General features: G+C 40.4%; 14 protein-coding genes. 13 read left to right on the top strand and 1 reads right to left on the bottom strand.

All coding sequences use genetic code 11. The annotated features are described in order from the left end of the window. Nucleotides 1-231 precede the first annotated feature (231 nt). From HMPREF2887_RS02850 to HMPREF2887_RS02900, 13 genes are all read left to right on the top strand, one after another. Nucleotides 232-1,050 (top strand): Cof-type HAD-IIB family hydrolase, encoded by an 819-nt coding sequence (locus tag HMPREF2887_RS02850; protein ID WP_003026300.1) that lies wholly within the window; start codon nt 232-234, stop codon nt 1,048-1,050. A 25-nt stretch (nt 1,051-1,075) separates the two neighbouring features. Then, nucleotides 1,076-1,522, top strand: a complete 447-nt coding sequence (locus HMPREF2887_RS10420; RefSeq protein WP_003026297.1) for a LacI family DNA-binding transcriptional regulator — start codon at nt 1,076-1,078, stop codon at nt 1,520-1,522. Between the two features lie 7 nt (nt 1,523-1,529). Continuing rightward, nucleotides 1,530-1,898 carry a type 1 periplasmic-binding domain-containing protein gene (locus tag HMPREF2887_RS10425; RefSeq protein WP_004224590.1) on the top strand — a complete coding sequence of 123 codons (369 nt, stop codon included), beginning with the start codon at nt 1,530-1,532 and terminating at the stop codon, nt 1,896-1,898. Between the two features lie 267 nt (nt 1,899-2,165). Continuing rightward, a complete protein-coding gene (locus tag HMPREF2887_RS02860) occupies nt 2,166-2,762 on the top strand; it encodes a TetR/AcrR family transcriptional regulator (protein ID WP_003030906.1) in 597 nt (198 codons plus the stop codon). Then, nucleotides 2,759-3,325 (top strand): NAD(P)H-dependent oxidoreductase, encoded by a 567-nt coding sequence (locus HMPREF2887_RS02865; protein WP_004224592.1) that lies wholly within the window; start codon nt 2,759-2,761, stop codon nt 3,323-3,325. Before HMPREF2887_RS02860 ends, HMPREF2887_RS02865 begins: the two co-directional genes overlap by 4 nt. Nucleotides 3,326-3,461: 136 nt before the next feature. Continuing rightward, a complete protein-coding gene (locus HMPREF2887_RS02870) occupies nt 3,462-3,830 on the top strand; it encodes an EXLDI protein (RefSeq protein WP_004224594.1) in 369 nt (122 codons plus the stop codon). 182 nt (nt 3,831-4,012) lie between these two features. After that, complete coding sequence (locus HMPREF2887_RS02875) at nt 4,013-4,948, top strand: IS30 family transposase (RefSeq protein ID WP_021002085.1); 936 nt, start codon at nt 4,013-4,015, stop codon at nt 4,946-4,948. Nucleotides 4,949-5,135: 187 nt separating this feature from the next. Then, the gene (locus tag HMPREF2887_RS02880; protein WP_004224599.1) at nt 5,136-8,957 is read left to right on the top strand and encodes a pullulanase; all 3,822 of its coding nucleotides are present in this window, start codon (nt 5,136-5,138) and stop codon (nt 8,955-8,957) included. 176 nt (nt 8,958-9,133) lie between these two features. Further along, nucleotides 9,134-9,991: a 5'-nucleotidase, lipoprotein e(P4) family gene (locus HMPREF2887_RS02885; protein WP_021002083.1), complete on the top strand. Its 858-nt coding sequence runs from the start codon at nt 9,134-9,136 to the stop codon at nt 9,989-9,991. Nucleotides 9,992-10,008: 17 nt separating this feature from the next. Then, nucleotides 10,009-10,176 carry a hypothetical protein gene (locus HMPREF2887_RS10665; RefSeq protein WP_003026272.1) on the top strand — a complete coding sequence of 56 codons (168 nt, stop codon included), beginning with the start codon at nt 10,009-10,011 and terminating at the stop codon, nt 10,174-10,176. Nucleotides 10,177-10,266: 90 nt separating this feature from the next. Then, nucleotides 10,267-14,661, top strand: a complete 4,395-nt coding sequence (locus HMPREF2887_RS02890) for a PolC-type DNA polymerase III (RefSeq protein ID WP_021002082.1) — start codon at nt 10,267-10,269, stop codon at nt 14,659-14,661. A 264-nt stretch (nt 14,662-14,925) separates the two neighbouring features. Further along, entirely contained in the window at nt 14,926-15,108 is a 183-nt protein-coding gene (locus tag HMPREF2887_RS02895; RefSeq protein ID WP_021002081.1) for a hypothetical protein, read from the top strand. Between the two features lie 31 nt (nt 15,109-15,139). After that, a complete protein-coding gene (locus HMPREF2887_RS02900) occupies nt 15,140-15,370 on the top strand; it encodes a GlsB/YeaQ/YmgE family stress response membrane protein (RefSeq protein ID WP_003026266.1) in 231 nt (76 codons plus the stop codon). Between the two features lie 498 nt (nt 15,371-15,868). Here HMPREF2887_RS02900 and def read toward each other — a convergent pair whose 3' ends face one another. Further along, the gene (gene def / locus HMPREF2887_RS02905) at nt 15,869-16,483 is read right to left on the bottom strand and encodes a peptide deformylase (RefSeq protein ID WP_021002080.1); all 615 of its coding nucleotides are present in this window, start codon (nt 16,481-16,483) and stop codon (nt 15,869-15,871) included. Nucleotides 16,484-16,572: the final 89 nt, after the last annotated feature.

The raw sequence follows: 16,572 nt of genomic DNA on the forward strand, positions 1-16,572 counted from the left end.
CGAGAATTAAGAGCCTACTTAAAAGACTATAGTGATTAAACTAAGTCAGAACTTTTCCCTTTTTAAAGGTCATTTTCATTTTGCTACCTCTAAAAAATTTAATTCACTTTTTTTCATTTTCCTCTTGACATGGAACGCGTTCCAGATTGTACAATGAAGTCAAGCTAGCGAAGAAATAAGATTTGAACTCGGAGTGGAGCGCAAATCCATAAAGAAAAGGAGAGAAAAATCATGCAAACAAGAACGATTAAACGTATTTTTACTGATATGGATGGGGCGCTTTTAAATTCAAAGGGGCAAGTTTCCGAAAGGAATGCCAGACGCATTCGCAGAGCAGCTATTCCGATTACGCTGGTCTCTGCGCGTGCGCCAATGGAGATGCGTGAGGCTATTGAATTGTTGGGTTTGCAAGGTCCGCAAGTGGGCTTTAATGGTGGTTTGATTTATGAGGTTGTCAATCATCAAATTAGTCCTCTGCACATCAAGATTATTTTCAAGCAGACCGCGGCAACGATTTTACAGGCTGTGCGGCAGCATTTTCCACAGGTCAGTCTCAGTTATTATGACTTGAATCATTGGTATTGTGATACAGTAGATGAAGGGATTCGTTACGAATACGACTTGACTCATCAGGCACCGACTCAGGTTCATGATGAAGATTGTTTTCTTTCAGCTTGTGATAATCTGTTTAAAATCATGATGATTAGCTTTGAAGAGGAAGAAATGCAAGATTTGCAGACTTATCTGAATAGTCTAGGACTAACTAGTGTTACAATTCTGCGTTCTGGTCGGTTTTATTTAGAAATCACTAGCAAAGAAGCTCGAAAATCATCAGGGATTGATTACATTAGTTGGAAAGAAAATCTAAAAAAAGAAGAAACGGCTGCCTTTGGTGACGGTCACAATGACATTCCGATGCTAGAAATGGTTGGTTTTCCGATTGTCATGGCCAATGCCTTTAAGGATGTGAAGGCACATGCTTTTAAAATTACCAAGAGTAACGATGAGGACGAAGTTGGTTACGGAATTCACAGGTATCTCATCAGTTAAGTGTTGAAAATCAGAAAGGAACTCAATGACCAATATTCGAGAAATAGCAGAGTTGAGTGGCTATTCGGTGTCTAGTGTATCGCGCGTGCTCAACAATCCCCCATATGTGTCAGACGAGGCACGGGAGAAAATCCTGCAAATTGTCAGAGAACTGGACTATACTCCAAATCTAGTCGCAAAAGAACTGAGTTTGGGCAACACTTATAAAGTGGGTGTAGTCATTCCTCATGTGCGTCACACTTATTTTACCAAGCTCATCAACAGTATGTTGGATCAAGCGCAGAGAAGTGCCTATAATTTGCTGCTTTTGCCGTCTCAGTATGACAAAGAACTAGAGCTTCAGTACCTGGAACAATTGCGAGGTCAGGCTTTTGATCATTTGATTTTCACCCCACGAAGTATAGATTTGGAAACCATTGCTTCCTATGCTAAGTACGGAAATATTGTCTGCTTAGAAACGGTAAACCAGTAGTGTCTATATGGATCGCAAACCAGCTTGCAGAGAAGCTTTTCGCTGGTTGAAAGAACTGGGTTATCAGCATTTAGCCCTTGTTTTCACTCGTAAAGACAAACGCAGTTCCACCTATCGTATGGTCAGAGAGGCTTATGATGAAGTCTACGGATCGGAACATGAACCGGTGATTATCGAAGGAGTTGCGATAGAAGAGGATGCTTATCAGAAAGCCCAGGAACTATGGAACCACCCGGAGATTGACTGTATTTTTCAAATGGGGATGACATGGCCGCAGGCTTTATGCAGGCTTATGAAGAAGCTGGAAAACAGCTCCCCTTCATCATGGGGCAAGAAAACATGCTGGCTGGACGGCTCTTGGGTCTCTCTACCATAGATAACAAATCCTATCAGCTGGGTCAGGAAAGTTTCAAGCAGATTTTATCTGAAGAGAAAAAAACCATTGTGCTCAAATCAGAGTTTATCCAGCGATAAGAGACTTGTTGTTTTTCAAATTAGCTTACTTATTTAATAAAGAAGAATCACCTTTCAAATCAAGGTGATTTTTTACTGAAATTTTTCTAAACAGAAAATATTGACAAGAAAAAGTAGACAGTGTATACTAAAAAAGAAGAGGATGTTGTATACTTGCTGGAGGATGAAAATGAAACGCAATACGGCAGAGTTAAAAGAAAGACTGATCCAGACGGGGATTAAAGAGATTGAAGACCATGGTATCGACCAGCTATCACTGAGGACTGTCGCTAAATCCTGCGGTGTTACTCACGGCACTCCTTACCGGCATTTTGAAAGTAAAGAAAACTATTTAAAAGTCGTTTTAAAACGCCTTTCTGCTTTTCTCAACCAAGAGATCCAAAAAAAGATCGATTGGAAGGCTTATGCACGAAATCAACTGGCCCAAATGGGATTTAACTTCATCATCTTTGCGAAGGATTACCCCTATTTCTTTGAAGCCCTCTTTATTAAATTTCCTTTTAAGTATATGAAAGTCACTCAGGATACTATTTCGCTGGATTCTGATTTGCCAGGATTCGCTGCATTTAAACGGATTGTTTTAGAGCTTCGTAAGGAGGAAGGCTTTACCAACAGCGAAGCTGAAACACTGTTTCACTTTTGGAGTTTTATTTCAGGTCTTGCTGTTTTGGCGAACAGTCCCATTGGACGTGACCTTGACAACAAAGCCATCCAGACTAACATTGAGCATATGCTTGATGTCTATATAAAAGGAGAACGGTCATGAAAATCTTAATTGTTTTTACTCATCCAAACCCTCAAGGTTTTAACGGTGCTATTCTCAAGCAAGTCCAAACCAATCTTTCTGAAGCGCATTCTGTCAAAACCTTAGATTTATATGCTGAACAGTTTGATCCAATCTTACGATTTGATGAAAATCAAAAACGCCGCGATTTGGCTAAGGTTCCTGAAATGGAGAAATACCGTGATCTTGTCACTTGGGCAGATCACCTAATCTTTATTTTCCCGATTTGGTGGAGCGGTATGCCGGCTATTCTCAAAGGATTTATTGACCGAGTATTTGTAGCTGGTTTCGCTTATTCTTATAAAAAAGTCGGTCTTGAAGGGCACTTACAAGGAAAATCTGCTTGGATTATCACCACCCATAATACGCCGTCCTTTGTGCTGCCTTTTATTCAGGATTACGGCAAAGTTCTGAAAAATCAAATTTTAAAAATCTGTGCTGTCGCACCGGTTAAGCTAACACAATTAACAAACGTTGAAAAAATCTCTGATGAGCAGCGTCAGCAATTCTTAGAAAGCATTGCTCAAGTGGCCCGTCATATTTAAAATAACAATGTTTGCAAAGCAGAAATAGTATGATACAGCTGAAAACTAACTCAACAGTCCATTTCTTATGAAACATTTCTTGAAAACCTGCGTAAAACTGCTATAATGGAAGTGGAAAAATTAAGGAGGTGTCACGATGGAATATAAGGAAGTGGAATGCAGGCTAGTGGATCATGGAATCAGAGAGTATAAAAAATTTAAAGGAATCAAGATTTATAGTAACAGCCGTTTTTCTGAAGATAGGAAAAAAATAATCTATAAAACGATTTATCTGACACCCAAGAAGAACCTTGTCTACTATCAAAGAGAAGATCTCAACTATGATTCAGAGTGGTGGCTCAGAAAGCATAAGGATCTACCATTCTACCATCAGCAAGAGGCAGATACGGTTTTCAAAATTTGCCAAGCTTTTGCTGAGTTAAGCTCTTACCTAGACAAATCTACTATCAACAAGTTGGAGCAAAAGTTAGCGGCAGGTGCTTTTATTGAAACCTTGAATATTTAACTTTACAGACAGCCAGTCTTTACGGACTGGTTTTTTTGTATGAAGTCAGTTGCATTGTTTCATAGGACATTTGTCTATTTTTGTTATTGATAAATTGTAAAATATAGTGCAACAAAAAAACTCATAGCCTTCCATTGGTGTAAACTGTAAGTAACCACACAAACAGAACCCGAGGAAAAACTATGAGCTACTCCCATCTTACCATAACCGACCGAATAAAGATAGAAACCTACTTGGAATTAGGTTTGAAACCTTGCCAAATTGCAAATAAACTTGGCGTCCATAAGTCTACTATTTCAAGAGACTTAAGACGATACCAAAATGGTTATTCCGCAGCCTTAGCACAGGAACAGTACGACCACAGAGCTAAGCAAAAAGGTCGGAAGTCTTGTTTAACATCAAAGTTGAAAAAGGAAATGGAGGACGGTTTAAAATCCTCCTGGTCGCCTGAACAGATTTGTGGCCGCTATCAGCTTGAACAAAAGCCAATGATATCTTTTAAAACTATCTATAACTGGCTCTATGCTGGTTTGATTGATCTGGATTTAAGTGTCCTTCATCGTAAAGGAAAAACTCGACAACCCAAAGAAACACGTGGAATATTTAGGATTGGTACGTCGATTGCCAAACGTCCTAAAGAGGTCCGGAATCGTGAAACTTTTGGCCACTGGGAACTTGATACTGTAGTGTCTTCCAGAGGCAAAAGCAAGGGCTGTTTAGCGACCTTTCTGGAGCGAAAAACGCGCTTTTACTTAGCTTTCAAGATACCATACAGAACAGTCAAATCCCTATTTTCAGCCATCGAACAACTTTGTAAGCTATTTCCAAAAGAGGCTCTTAAAACCTTCATTTCAGACAGGGGAAAAGAGTTTGCCTGCTATCCTCTGGTAGAGAATTTAGGAATTTCCTTTTTCTTTGCGGACGCCTATTCATCCTGGCAGAGAGGAAGCAAAGAAAACGCCAATGGCTTACTAAGAGAATATTTTCCAAAGAAAACAGATTTAGCCGCTATCTCTGATGAGACTTTGAACAAGGCCTTATATGATATCAATCACCGACCACGAAAATGTTTAGCTTACAGAACTGCTTGTGAAGCTCTAGTGGATGAGTACGAGTAAACGTTGCACTTTTTATTGCAATTTATCTAATAATATAGAAAACACATTTAATCTCTGTCAAAAAAACAGAGATTTTTTGTTTGAAAACCTTTACATTTTGTTGATAAATGTATATAATATCTACAGAAAACGTTTGCACTAACCTAAAAATGTTTGTGCAGCTAAAAAATAAAGGAGTTTTCTTTTTATGAAGAAAGTTTATCGTTTACAATCTCGAATAGCTGAGAAGCGTCAGCATTTTGGAATCCGCAGATTAAAAGTAGGGGTAGCGTCTATTGCTATTTCTGCTAGTGTCTTTTTGGCGGGGAATGTCTTAGCGCAAGCAGAGGAAGCAAATAGTGTCGAAAACACATCTATTGAAACGGTGCAACCAACATCACCAACAAGTGAGCGGTCTGATAAAGTAGAAGTGACGAATCATCAAGCAGTCGTTTCGGAAAAGTCGGAAAATCAAGGGCAAGCAACCAACTCGCTTTCGGCAACACCTAGTATTGCCAATTCTTCGCGTACAGCTTCAACTGAGGGAAGCTCATCAGAAAAACTTGACTTGACTCAAGCTCGCTCCGTAAGAGAAAATACCCCAGCTTCAACGACGGATTCAAGTACGGAAGTTCAATCTACGGAGAAGGAAACTGCACAAGCAGCAGAAGAAAAAACGGCAACGAAGCCTGTTGAGAAGGTTGCATCAGATGCGACAGCAGCTAAAGAAGACAAAATTGAAGAGGGCAGCATTCGTCTGCATTTTAAGACACTTCCGTCGGAGAATTTAGCTAGTCTTGGCTTGTGGACCTGGGATGATGTGGAGACACCTTCCAGCCAAAAAGGCAGCTGGCCGACAGGAGCAACTAGCTTTTCAATGGCTAAAAAGGATGATTATGGCTATTATCTTGATGTCAAAATGGCACAAAAACGGAGTAAAATTAGTCTCTTAATCAATAATACAGCAGGTACAAATCTAACAGGTGATAAGACGATTGAATTGCTCAGTCCGAATATGAACGAGGTCTGGTTTGACAAGGATTACAATCCTCATACCTATGAGCCTCTAAAAGAGGGCATGGTGCGAATCAATTATTATCGGACAGACGGGAATTATGACAAGAAGTCTCTTTGGCTTTGGGGAGATGTGGAAAATCCTAGCAAAAATTGGCCTGACGGAGTGGATTTCGAAAAAACAGGCAAGTATGGTCGCTATGTAGATGTTCCTTTAAAAGATGCTGCAAAAGCAATTGGTTTTCTGCTTTTAGATGAAAGCAAATCAGGTGACGATGTAAAGATTCAACCGCAGGATTATAATCTGACAAATTTGAAGAAAAACAGTCAAATTTTCCTCCGAGATGCAGATCCGAATATTTATACCAATCCGTATTTTGTCAATGATATCCGCATGACAGGTGCTCAGCATGTCAGCCTGACGGAGATTGAAGCAACTTTCTCAACCCTTGAAAATGCCAAAAAGGAAGATATTCTTAAGAATCTAAAAATTACAGACAAGGACAGTAAAGAAGTGGTTGTGAAAGACATTGTGCTTGATCCCAAAACAAAGAAAGCAAAAATCATAGGAGACTTTGGACAAGCGCAAGCTCCTTATAAGGTAAAGTATGGCAACGACCAATTTAAAACCAGTATGAATTGGCAGTTGAAGGACATTCTCTACAAATATGATGGTGAATTGGGTGCGCGTGTTAGCCAAAAAGGCACGAAAGTGGATGTTACCTTTTGGTCACCAAGTGCGGATCAGGTAGATTTGGTTGTTTATGATAAAAATGATCAGAACAAAGTAGTTGGTAAGGTAGCGATGACAAAAGGAGAAGCTGGTACTTGGAAGACAACATTGACATCGCAAACAAATCTAGAAATTAAGGATTATCGCGGTTATTTCTATCATTATGAAATTACGCGCGGTGATAAAAAAGTACTAGCTTTGGATCCATATGCCAAATCTTTGGCAGCTTGGAACAGCGAAGATGCCGAAAAAGGTGAGTCTTACAAGATTGCAAAGGCAGCTTTTGTTGACCCAAGTGAGCTTGGTCCGAAAAATCTGACCTATGCGAACATTCCAGGCTTCAAGAGTAGGGAGGATGCAGTTATCTACGAAGCGCATGTCCGTGATTTTACTTCTGACGCAGCCATTTCTAAGGATTTGAAATCTCAATTTGGAACATTCTCAGCTTTCGTTGAAAAATTGGACTATTTAAAAGAACTTGGGGTTACTCATATTCAGTTGCTGCCGGTTTTAAGTTATTATTTTGTCAATGAATTGAAAAATGCCGAAAGATTGGACAAGTATGCTTCTAGCAATAGTAACTACAACTGGGGTTATGATCCACAAAACTACTTCTCCTTGACAGGAATGTATTCAACCAATCCGACAAATCCAGCTAAGCGCATTGAAGAATTTAAAAATCTTGTTCATGAAATTCACAAGCGCGGAATGGGTGTGATTATGGATGTGGTTTATAATCACACGGCAAAGACCTCTATTTTTGAAGATTTAGAGCCGAATTACTATCACTTTATGGATGCAGACGGCACTCCTAGAACTAGTTTTGGTGGCGGACGTTTGGGAACGACGCACTACATGAGTCGTCGTGTTTTGGTGGATTCTATCAAATATTTGACGAGCGAATACAAAGTGGATGGCTTCCGTTTTGATATGATGGGAGATCACGATGCAGAATCCATTCAAAAAGCGTATGAGGAGGCTAAAAAGCTCAATCCAAATCTGGTGATGCTAGGTGAGGGGTGGAAGACTTACGCTGGAGATGAAAATAAACCAGTCCAACCAGCGGATCAATCTTGGATGAAATCTACCGATACAGTCGGTGTATTCTCAGATGATATTCGAAATACCTTGAAATCTGGTTATCCGAACGAAGGATCGCCTGCCTTTATCACAGGTGGAAAACGCAATGTCGAAGATGTTTTCAAAAACATCAAAGCACAACCAACGAATTTTGAAGCAGATGATCCGGGAGATGTGATTCAGTACATTGCTGCGCATGATAATTTGACCCTCTTTGATGTGATTGCTCAATCCATTAAAAAAGATCCAGCTATCGCAGCGAACAATCAAGAAATTCACCGTCGCCTGCGTTTGGGCAATCTAATGGTCCTTACTTCTCAAGGTACGCCATTCCTTCACTCTGGGCAAGAATACGGACGAACCAAGCAATTCCGTGACCCAGCTTATAAATATACGGTTTCAGAAGACAAAGTACCAAATAAATCACACCTGCTGACCAATGCGGACGGAACACCATTTGAATATCCTTACTTTATCCACGACTCTTATGATTCGAGCGATGCGGTCAATCATTTTGACTGGACAAAGGCAACAAACGGTGACAAATTCCCTGAAAATACGAAGAGCCGCGACTATGTGAAAGGGCTGATTGCTTTGCGGAAGTCAACAGATGCCTTTACACGCAAGACCAAAGCCGAAGTCGATCAAAATGTTACTTTAATCACTCAGCCGGGTAAAGACGGGGTTGAAAAAGAGGATACAGTTCTTGGCTACCAAGTTGTGGCTTCAAATGGAGACATTTACGCTGTCTTTGTTAATGCGGATAATAAGGAGCGGAAGTTTAACTTTGGCGAAGCCTACAAGCATTTGGCAAATGCTCAAGTCGTGGCAGACGGTAATACCGCAGGGGTAACGGCTATTTCAAATCCAGCTGGTGTGACCTTAGGAGCAGATGGGGTTACCTTAGCACCATTGACAGCGACGATTTTACGCATTCAAAAAAATAGCAAACCAAATCAAGAAAAACCAAAAGAAGAACAAAATCAAACCAAGCCTTCTACGCCGAAAGGAGAGTCTGGTCAAACAACGACTTCGTCAACACAGTCAAATACTTCAGCTAGTCAGACGCAGCAACAGCAAGCAGGAGCTGGAAAAGCAGATAAGACTTTACCGTCCACAGGGACGACAATTTCCATTGCTGGCGTGCTAGCAGGAATTGGCTTGTTGTTATCAAGTGTAGTTGTCCTTAAGAAAAAGAAATAAAGATTGAAGGTTTGTGAGCTGTAGGGATTCTAAGCTCCTTACAGCTCATTATTTTAGATGAACTTGTTAACTGTCTTTTGCAAATCTATTTTTCTCCTACATTTAGACAGATATCTTGAAATGTCTTTATGAAAACGCTATAATTTTGATAGATTAATATTAGGAGGATTGGTTTTATGAAATCATCTAAAGCCACAATCACAATTTTCTCTGCTCTTGCTTCGGTTATTTTATTGACCAGCTGTGGAACGAAGACGACAGACAATAAGGCTGCGCAAAGTAACACATCTGACAGTAAAGTCACCATGACTTATGACCAATTGCGGTCAAGGGAAAATACCATGTCCACTCTTTGGTATCAAAAGTCAGATGAAGCTAAAGCGCTGTACCTGCAAGGTTATAATGTTGCAACGAATCGTTTGAAAGAATTGTTGCAAAAACCGACAGATAAGCCTTACTCAATCGTTCTTGACTTAGATGAAACAGTATTAGACAATAGTCCTTATCAAGTTCAAAATGTCAAAGACGGTACGGCCTTTAATCCTAAAAATTGGGATGCATGGGTGAAAAAGGCTTCAGCTAAGGCGGTTCCTGGTGCCAAAGAATTTCTCCAGTATGCACATCAAAACGGTGTTCAAATCTACTATGTTTCTGACCGTGATGCGAGTCAGGTAGATGCGACAATTAAGAATTTGGAAAAAGAAGGCATTCCAGTACAAGGGAAAGACCATTTGATGTTCTTAGAAAAAGGTGTGAAATCAAAAGAAGGTCGCCGTCAGAAAGTACAAGAAACGACGAATTTGGCCATGCTTTTAGGTGATAACCTCGTTGACTTTGCGGATTTCTCAAAAACATCAGCAGAAGAACGTAGTAAGAAATTAGAAGAATTAAAGAACGAATTCGGTGGAAAGTTCATCATCTTCCCAAATCCAATGTACGGTTCATGGGAAAGCACTGTTTATAACGGTAAAAAATTAGATGCGAAAGGCCAAACTGAAGAACGTCAAAAAGCATTAGAAGGATATAAAAAATAAAAAGGAAAACAGACTCAATGTCAACTGTAGTGGGTAACCTATTGCTAAGTGCGAGAGAGAATCAGATTGGTTCTCTCTTTTTTGATGTTCAAAGCGATGAGAATTTTCGTTTTAAAATTGTCAAAGTTCCAGAAACCAAAAGCTTAGCATTTGACGTCCTTGATGAGATGATTGTTTTATATTAAAAACAATGAGGGATATTCCTTATTTATTTTTTAATCGAAAATTCATTTGTTTTGTGGTAAAATAGTTTCATTACAATACGAGGAAAAAAGATGTCATCTACGTTTGAAATTTTAATGAATCAAATTGATATGCCACTTGATATGAGACAATCAAGTGCCTTTTTACATGCAGAAATTGAGCAAGTTTTAGTGCATACCGTCAGTCATGTTTGGGAATTTCAGTTTGCTTTTGGAGAAATTTTACCCATTGAGTTGTTTCAAGAATTAAAAAAACGTTTAAATGAAGAATTTTCTAAGACGGGCAACCAAGCTATTTTTGAAATTAAGGCTGCCAATCAAAATTTTACAGAGGAGCTGTTGCAGGCTTATTACAAAGAGGCTTTTACAGAAGGACCTTGTGCCAGTCAAGGCTTTCGTAGTATGTACCAAAAGCTACAGGTGCATGCTGAGGGCGATCAGCTCTGGATTGAGGGGCCATCCAGTATTGATACGGAGCATTTTCGGAAAACCCATTTGCCAAATTTAGCCAAGCAATTGGTGAAGTTTGGCTTTCCGCATTTTCACTGTCAGGTCAAAGCAAGTGACGCCTTAACTCAGCAACAAGTTGAGACTTTCCAAGCTGAAAAAGAAAAGATTGTGCAAGCGGCTAATGACGAGGCGCTAAAAGCTATCGAAGCACTGCAGCAAATGGCACCACCACCAGCTGAGGAAAAACCAAACTATTCTGATTTTCAAGCACGAAAAGCGGCTGCTCGACCAAAGCTGGACAAGGCAGAGATTACGCAGATGATTGACATCCAGACCGAGGAAAATCGCATTGTCTTTGAAGGTATGGTCTTTGATCTTGAGCAAAAAGTTACCCGCACAGGGCGTGTGCTGATTAACTTTAAGATGACTGATTATACTTCTAGTTTTGCCCTTCAGAAGTGGTTTAAAAACGAAGAAGAAGCCAAAAAATTTGACATCATTAGGAAAAATTCTTGGTTGCGTGTGCGTGGGAATATTGAAATGAATAACTTCACGCATGACTTGACCATGAATGTCCAAGATGTGCAAGAAGTGACACATTATGAGCGGAAAGACTTGATGCCAGAAGGTGAGAAGCGGATTGAATTTCACGCGCACACCAATATGTCAACCATGGATGCTCTTCCAGAAGTGGAGGAATTGATTGCGACAGCTGCTAAATGGGGGCATAAGGCAGTTGCGATTACTGACCACGGCAATGTGCAGAGTTTTCCGCATGGCTATAAAGCTGCTAAAAAAGCTGGTATTCAGCTGATTTATGGCATGGAAGCTAATATCGTGGAAGACCGAGTTCCTATTACCTATAACGAAGTGGATATGGAACTCAAGGAAGCCACTTATGTTGTCTTTGACGTGGAAACTACCGGTTTGTCTGCTATTTACAATGACTTGATCCAAGTAGCGGCAAGTAAGATGTACAAGGGGAATGTCATTGCTGAGTTTGACGAGTTTATCAATCCAGGTCATCCTTTGAGTGCTTTTACGACAGATTTGACGGGGATTACAGACGAGCATGTCAAAAATGCGAAGCCACTCGAGCAGGTCTTGCAAGAATTTCAAGACTTCTGTCAAGATACGGTACTTGTTGCCCATAATGCTACCTTTGACGTGGGATTTATGAATGTCAATTATGAACGGCATGGACTGCCACGAATCACGCAGCCAGTCATTGATACCTTGGAGTTTGCCCGTAATCTCTACCCAGAATACAAGCGCCACGGTTTGGGACCATTGACTAAGCGTTTTCAAGTATCGCTTGATCATCATCACATGGCTAATTATGACGCGGAAGCGACAGGACGCCTGCTCTTTATTTTCATTAACGATGCGGCAGAAAAACGAGGTGTCACCAATCTTCAAAAGCTAAACACAGATTTGGTGGATGAAAACTCCTATAAAAAAGCGCGGGTCAAACACGCTACGATTTATGTAAAAAATCAAACGGGTTTGAAGAACATTTTTAAATTAGTCAGTTTGTCTAATACAAAGTATTTTGAGGGCGTACCGCGGATTCCACGAACAGTTTTGGATGCGCACCGAGAAGGCTTGATTTTAGGAACAGCCTGCTCGGAAGGAGAAGTGTTTGACGCGGTTGTTTCGCAAGGCGTTGATGCTGCAGTGGAAGTCGCAAAATACTACGATTTTATTGAAATCATGCCGCCAGCAATTTATGCACCGTTGATTGCTAAAGAGCAGGTCAAGGATGTCGAAGAGCTTCACACCATTATCAAAAATTTGATTGAAGTGGGAAATCGATTAGACAAGCCTGTTCTTGCTACAGGTGATGTGCATTATATCGAGCCTGAAGAAGAAATTTATCGAGAAATTATCGTCCGCAGTCTAGGGCAAGGAGCGATGATTAACCGTACCATTGGACATGGCGAAAATGCTCAACCAGCTCCACTTCCAAAAGCGCATTTCCGCACAACCAATGAAATGCTGGATGAATTTGCCTTCTTAGGTGAAGAATTAGCTAGACAGGTGGTTATTGACAATCCAAATCAATTGGCAGCAACCTTTGAATCAATTGAGGTGGTGAAAGGTGACCTCTATACGCCATTTATTGACAAATCAGAGGAAAAAGTCGCTGAAATGACTTATGCTAAGGCCTTTGAAATTTATGGAAATCCGCTACCGGATATTGTAGACCGACGAATTGAGCGGGAATTAACCTCCATTTTGGGGAATGGATTTGCCGTGATTTATTTGGCTTCGCAAATGCTGGTACAGCGCTCAAATGAACGCGGCTATTTGGTGGGTTCACGTGGTTCGGTCGGCTCTAGCTTTGTGGCGACTATGATTGGAATTACAGAGGTAAACCCTTTATCTCCTCACTATGTTTGTGGCAAATGCCAGTATTCAGAATTTATTACGGACGGTTCTTACGGTTCAGGCTTTGATATGCCAGATAAAGATTGCCCACATTGTGGACATAAATTGAGTAAAAATGGACAAGATATTCCCTTTGAAACCTTCCTTGGTTTTGATGGTGACAAGGTACCCGATATTGATTTGAACTTTTCTGGTGAAGATCAACCCAGTGCCCACTTGGATGTCCGAGACATTTTTGGTGAAGAATACGCCTTTCGTGCTGGGACTGTTGGTACAGTCGCTGCTAAAACAGCTTATGGCTTCGTGAAAGGGTATGAGCGGGATTATAATAAATTTTATCGTGATGCAGAAGTAGAACGATTAGCGCAAGGTGCAGCAGGTGTCAAACGAACGACTGGACAGCACCCAGGAGGAATCGTCGTTATTCCAAATTACATGGATGTTTATGATTTTACGCCGGTTCAATACCCAGCAGATGACTTGACTGCTGAATGGCAAACAACTCACTTTAACTTCCATGATATTGATGAAAATGTCTTAAAACTAGATGTACTCGGTCATGATGACCCGACCATGATTCGGAAGTTGCAGGATTTGTCAGGCATTGACCCCAATGAAATTCCAATGGACGATCAAGAAGTGATGGCTCTCTTTTCTGGAACAGATGTTCTCGGAGTGACACAAGAGCAAATAGGTACGCCGACCGGTATGCTGGGGATTCCTGAGTTTGGAACCAACTTCGTGCGGGGCATGGTGGATGAAACTCATCCAACGACCTTCGCGGAATTGCTCCAATTGTCAGGTTTGTCTCACGGTACCGATGTATGGCTAGGCAATGCGCAAGATTTGATTAAGCAGGGAATTGCCGACCTGTCTACTGTTATCGGTTGTCGGGATGACATCATGGTCTATCTGATGCACAAGGGGCTGGAGCCCAAGATGTCCTTTACCATTATGGAACGGGTGCGGAAAGGCATGTGGCTCAAAATTTCTGATGAGGAAAGAAATGGCTACATCGCTGCTATGAAGGAAAATAATGTGCCTGAGTGGTACATCGAATCTTGTGGAAAGATTAAGTACATGTTTCCCAAAGCTCACGCGGCTGCCTACGTAATGATGGCCTTGCGGGTGGCCTACTTTAAGGTACATCATCCGATTTATTACTATTGTGCCTACTTCTCTATCCGTGCCAAAGCCTTTGACATCAAAGTCATGAGTAGTGGACTGGATGCAGTGAAGCGCAAGATGAACGAAATCTCTGAAAAACGCAAAAATAATGAAGCTTCCAACGTTGAAATTGACCTTTATACAACTCTAGAAATCGTCAATGAAATGCTGGAAAGAGGTTTCAAATTTGGCAAACTCAATCTGTATAAGAGTGATGCGACAGAATTTCTTATTGACGGAGATAGCTTAATTCCTCCATTTTCTGCTATGGATGGTTTGGGAGACAACGTTGCAAAACAATTGGTTAAAGCGCGTGCAGAAGGAGAATTTCTTTCAAAAACCGAATTGCGCAAGCGTGGCGGCTTGTCCACTACTCTAGTCGATAAAATGGATGAAATGGGGATTCTAGGCAATATGCCAGAAGACAATCAGCTCAGCCTCTTTGATGATTTATTCTAAAACTTCTTCTTTTGATGAAAGACAGGAATTTCATCAACGGCAGCTGCCACTAAACTAGAATTTTTGCTTATTCATTTGCGAAATATGATTGATTTTGCAGCTCTTTCATGATAAGGACTTCCTGCGAGCAGCTAGCTGTTTTTTGAAAGGTTCTACTAAAATATTCAAAGTAGAGTGGAAATTTTACTACTTGTAAAATTTTTTACAAAATTTATAGATTCTTGTTGTTCTTTGTAAGCTATTTACAAATAGAAAGGATACGTTATGAAGTTAATGATTTCAGCTGAAGATAAAAAAGCCCTAAGAGATTTTCATTATACGCTTGAATTTTCTGGAAAGACTGTTCTTGCTTCGGTAGTATTGGTCAGTTTGGCTGTATTAGCCAGTCGTGCCTATTCTTCCAAAAACAAGAAAGGCTGCTGTTTGCATAAAATAGTGCAAAAGTGAGAATAATGAAATAATCAGGAAGGATAACTAAATGATTGGAAGTATGTTTGTCGGCTTCATTATTGGTCTAATTGCAGCAGCAATCACCAATCGTGGAGAACGAATGGGCTGTATCGGTAAAATCTTACTAGGTTGGTTTGGAGCCTGGCTTGGGCAAATGCTCTTTGGTAGCTGGGGACCTCATCTGTCAGATACAGCAATCATTCCTTCAGTGTTGGGAGCGATTATTCTTTTAGCTATTTTCTGGGAAAGAGGAAGCTGACTTCTAAAAATAGGAGTGAGACCGATACCTACGATTGCTAGTGCAGTCGCCCACAAAGGAATTAACATTTGAAAATGTTAATCTCAGCTTTCTTATTTCAAGGCTTCGGTACAAAATGTTCTGTATAGTCTCGCCCCACAAGGCGACTTAACTGTTTTCCTTACTGTTGAGGTAGTGAATGTAGAAAACGAAGGTTTCATCAAAATTGCTCTTTGGAGTTTCAAAGGCGAATGAAGATGAGACTTGCTTCACAGGTTCTATTTATCACCTCAAAACGGTGCTTTATTTCGTGCGATAGCAGTTGCGTTAAAATTGCTTGTCATCATAAAGGAGTGCGTCTGAGACAGATTCACACGATAACTACAAAAAAGAACAACCTTGATTTTCTGTTTATCAGAAGCCAAAGTTGTTCTTTTTATTTGTATTCTTGAGTTATAGTGCTTTTATAAAGAAATTTTAATTGGGAATGCTGTTATATCAGAGATTCCCTTTTATTTATTATTCAATCACTAACATGCCTTCTTTGATCGCGAAAGGATCTTTTTCGTTGATGCGGTCGTAAAACATAATGCCGTTGGTGTGGTCAATCTCGTGTTGAACCACGATTGAGTTGTATCCTTTGAGTTTGATACGGTGTTTTTCACCTTCTTTGTCAAAATATTCAATAGTGACGCGTGCATGGCGCACGACATAACCAGGCACTTCACGGTCAACTGACAAGCAGCCCTCCCCTTCAGCGAGTGCGGCATCTTGAACAGAATGTGCCACTACTTTAGCGTTGTACATAACCGTTTGCAAAGCATAGGCTTCCTTTGGTGGATTGCCCTCTTTATCTGGCAGGTTTGGTACCAATACAGCAATAATCCGCTTTGACAGATCTAGCTGAGGTGCAGCTAGACCAACGCCACCACGAAGTCCCATTTTTTCAGCAGTTGCAGGGTCTTGTGAATTTCTCAAAAATTGGAGCATTTTTTCACCCAAGATAACTTCTTGCTCTGTAAGTGGAAAGGTGACATCCTTAGCGACTGCCCGAAGCGTTGGATGTCCTTCACGAATGATGTCATTCATATCAATCAAATGAGCTGGTTTTGTTAATTTTTCAATAACAGACATGTTTTCTCCTTCGTTCTAAAAATGGATTTCTATTCCAAATTAAATTCTTTGTATATGATAAATATAACACAAAATAAAGGAGAAAGAAA

It is taken from the genome of Streptococcus sp. HMSC071H03, assembly GCF_001813035.1.
Taxonomy (GTDB): Bacteria; Bacillota; Bacilli; order Lactobacillales; family Streptococcaceae; genus Streptococcus; species Streptococcus anginosus.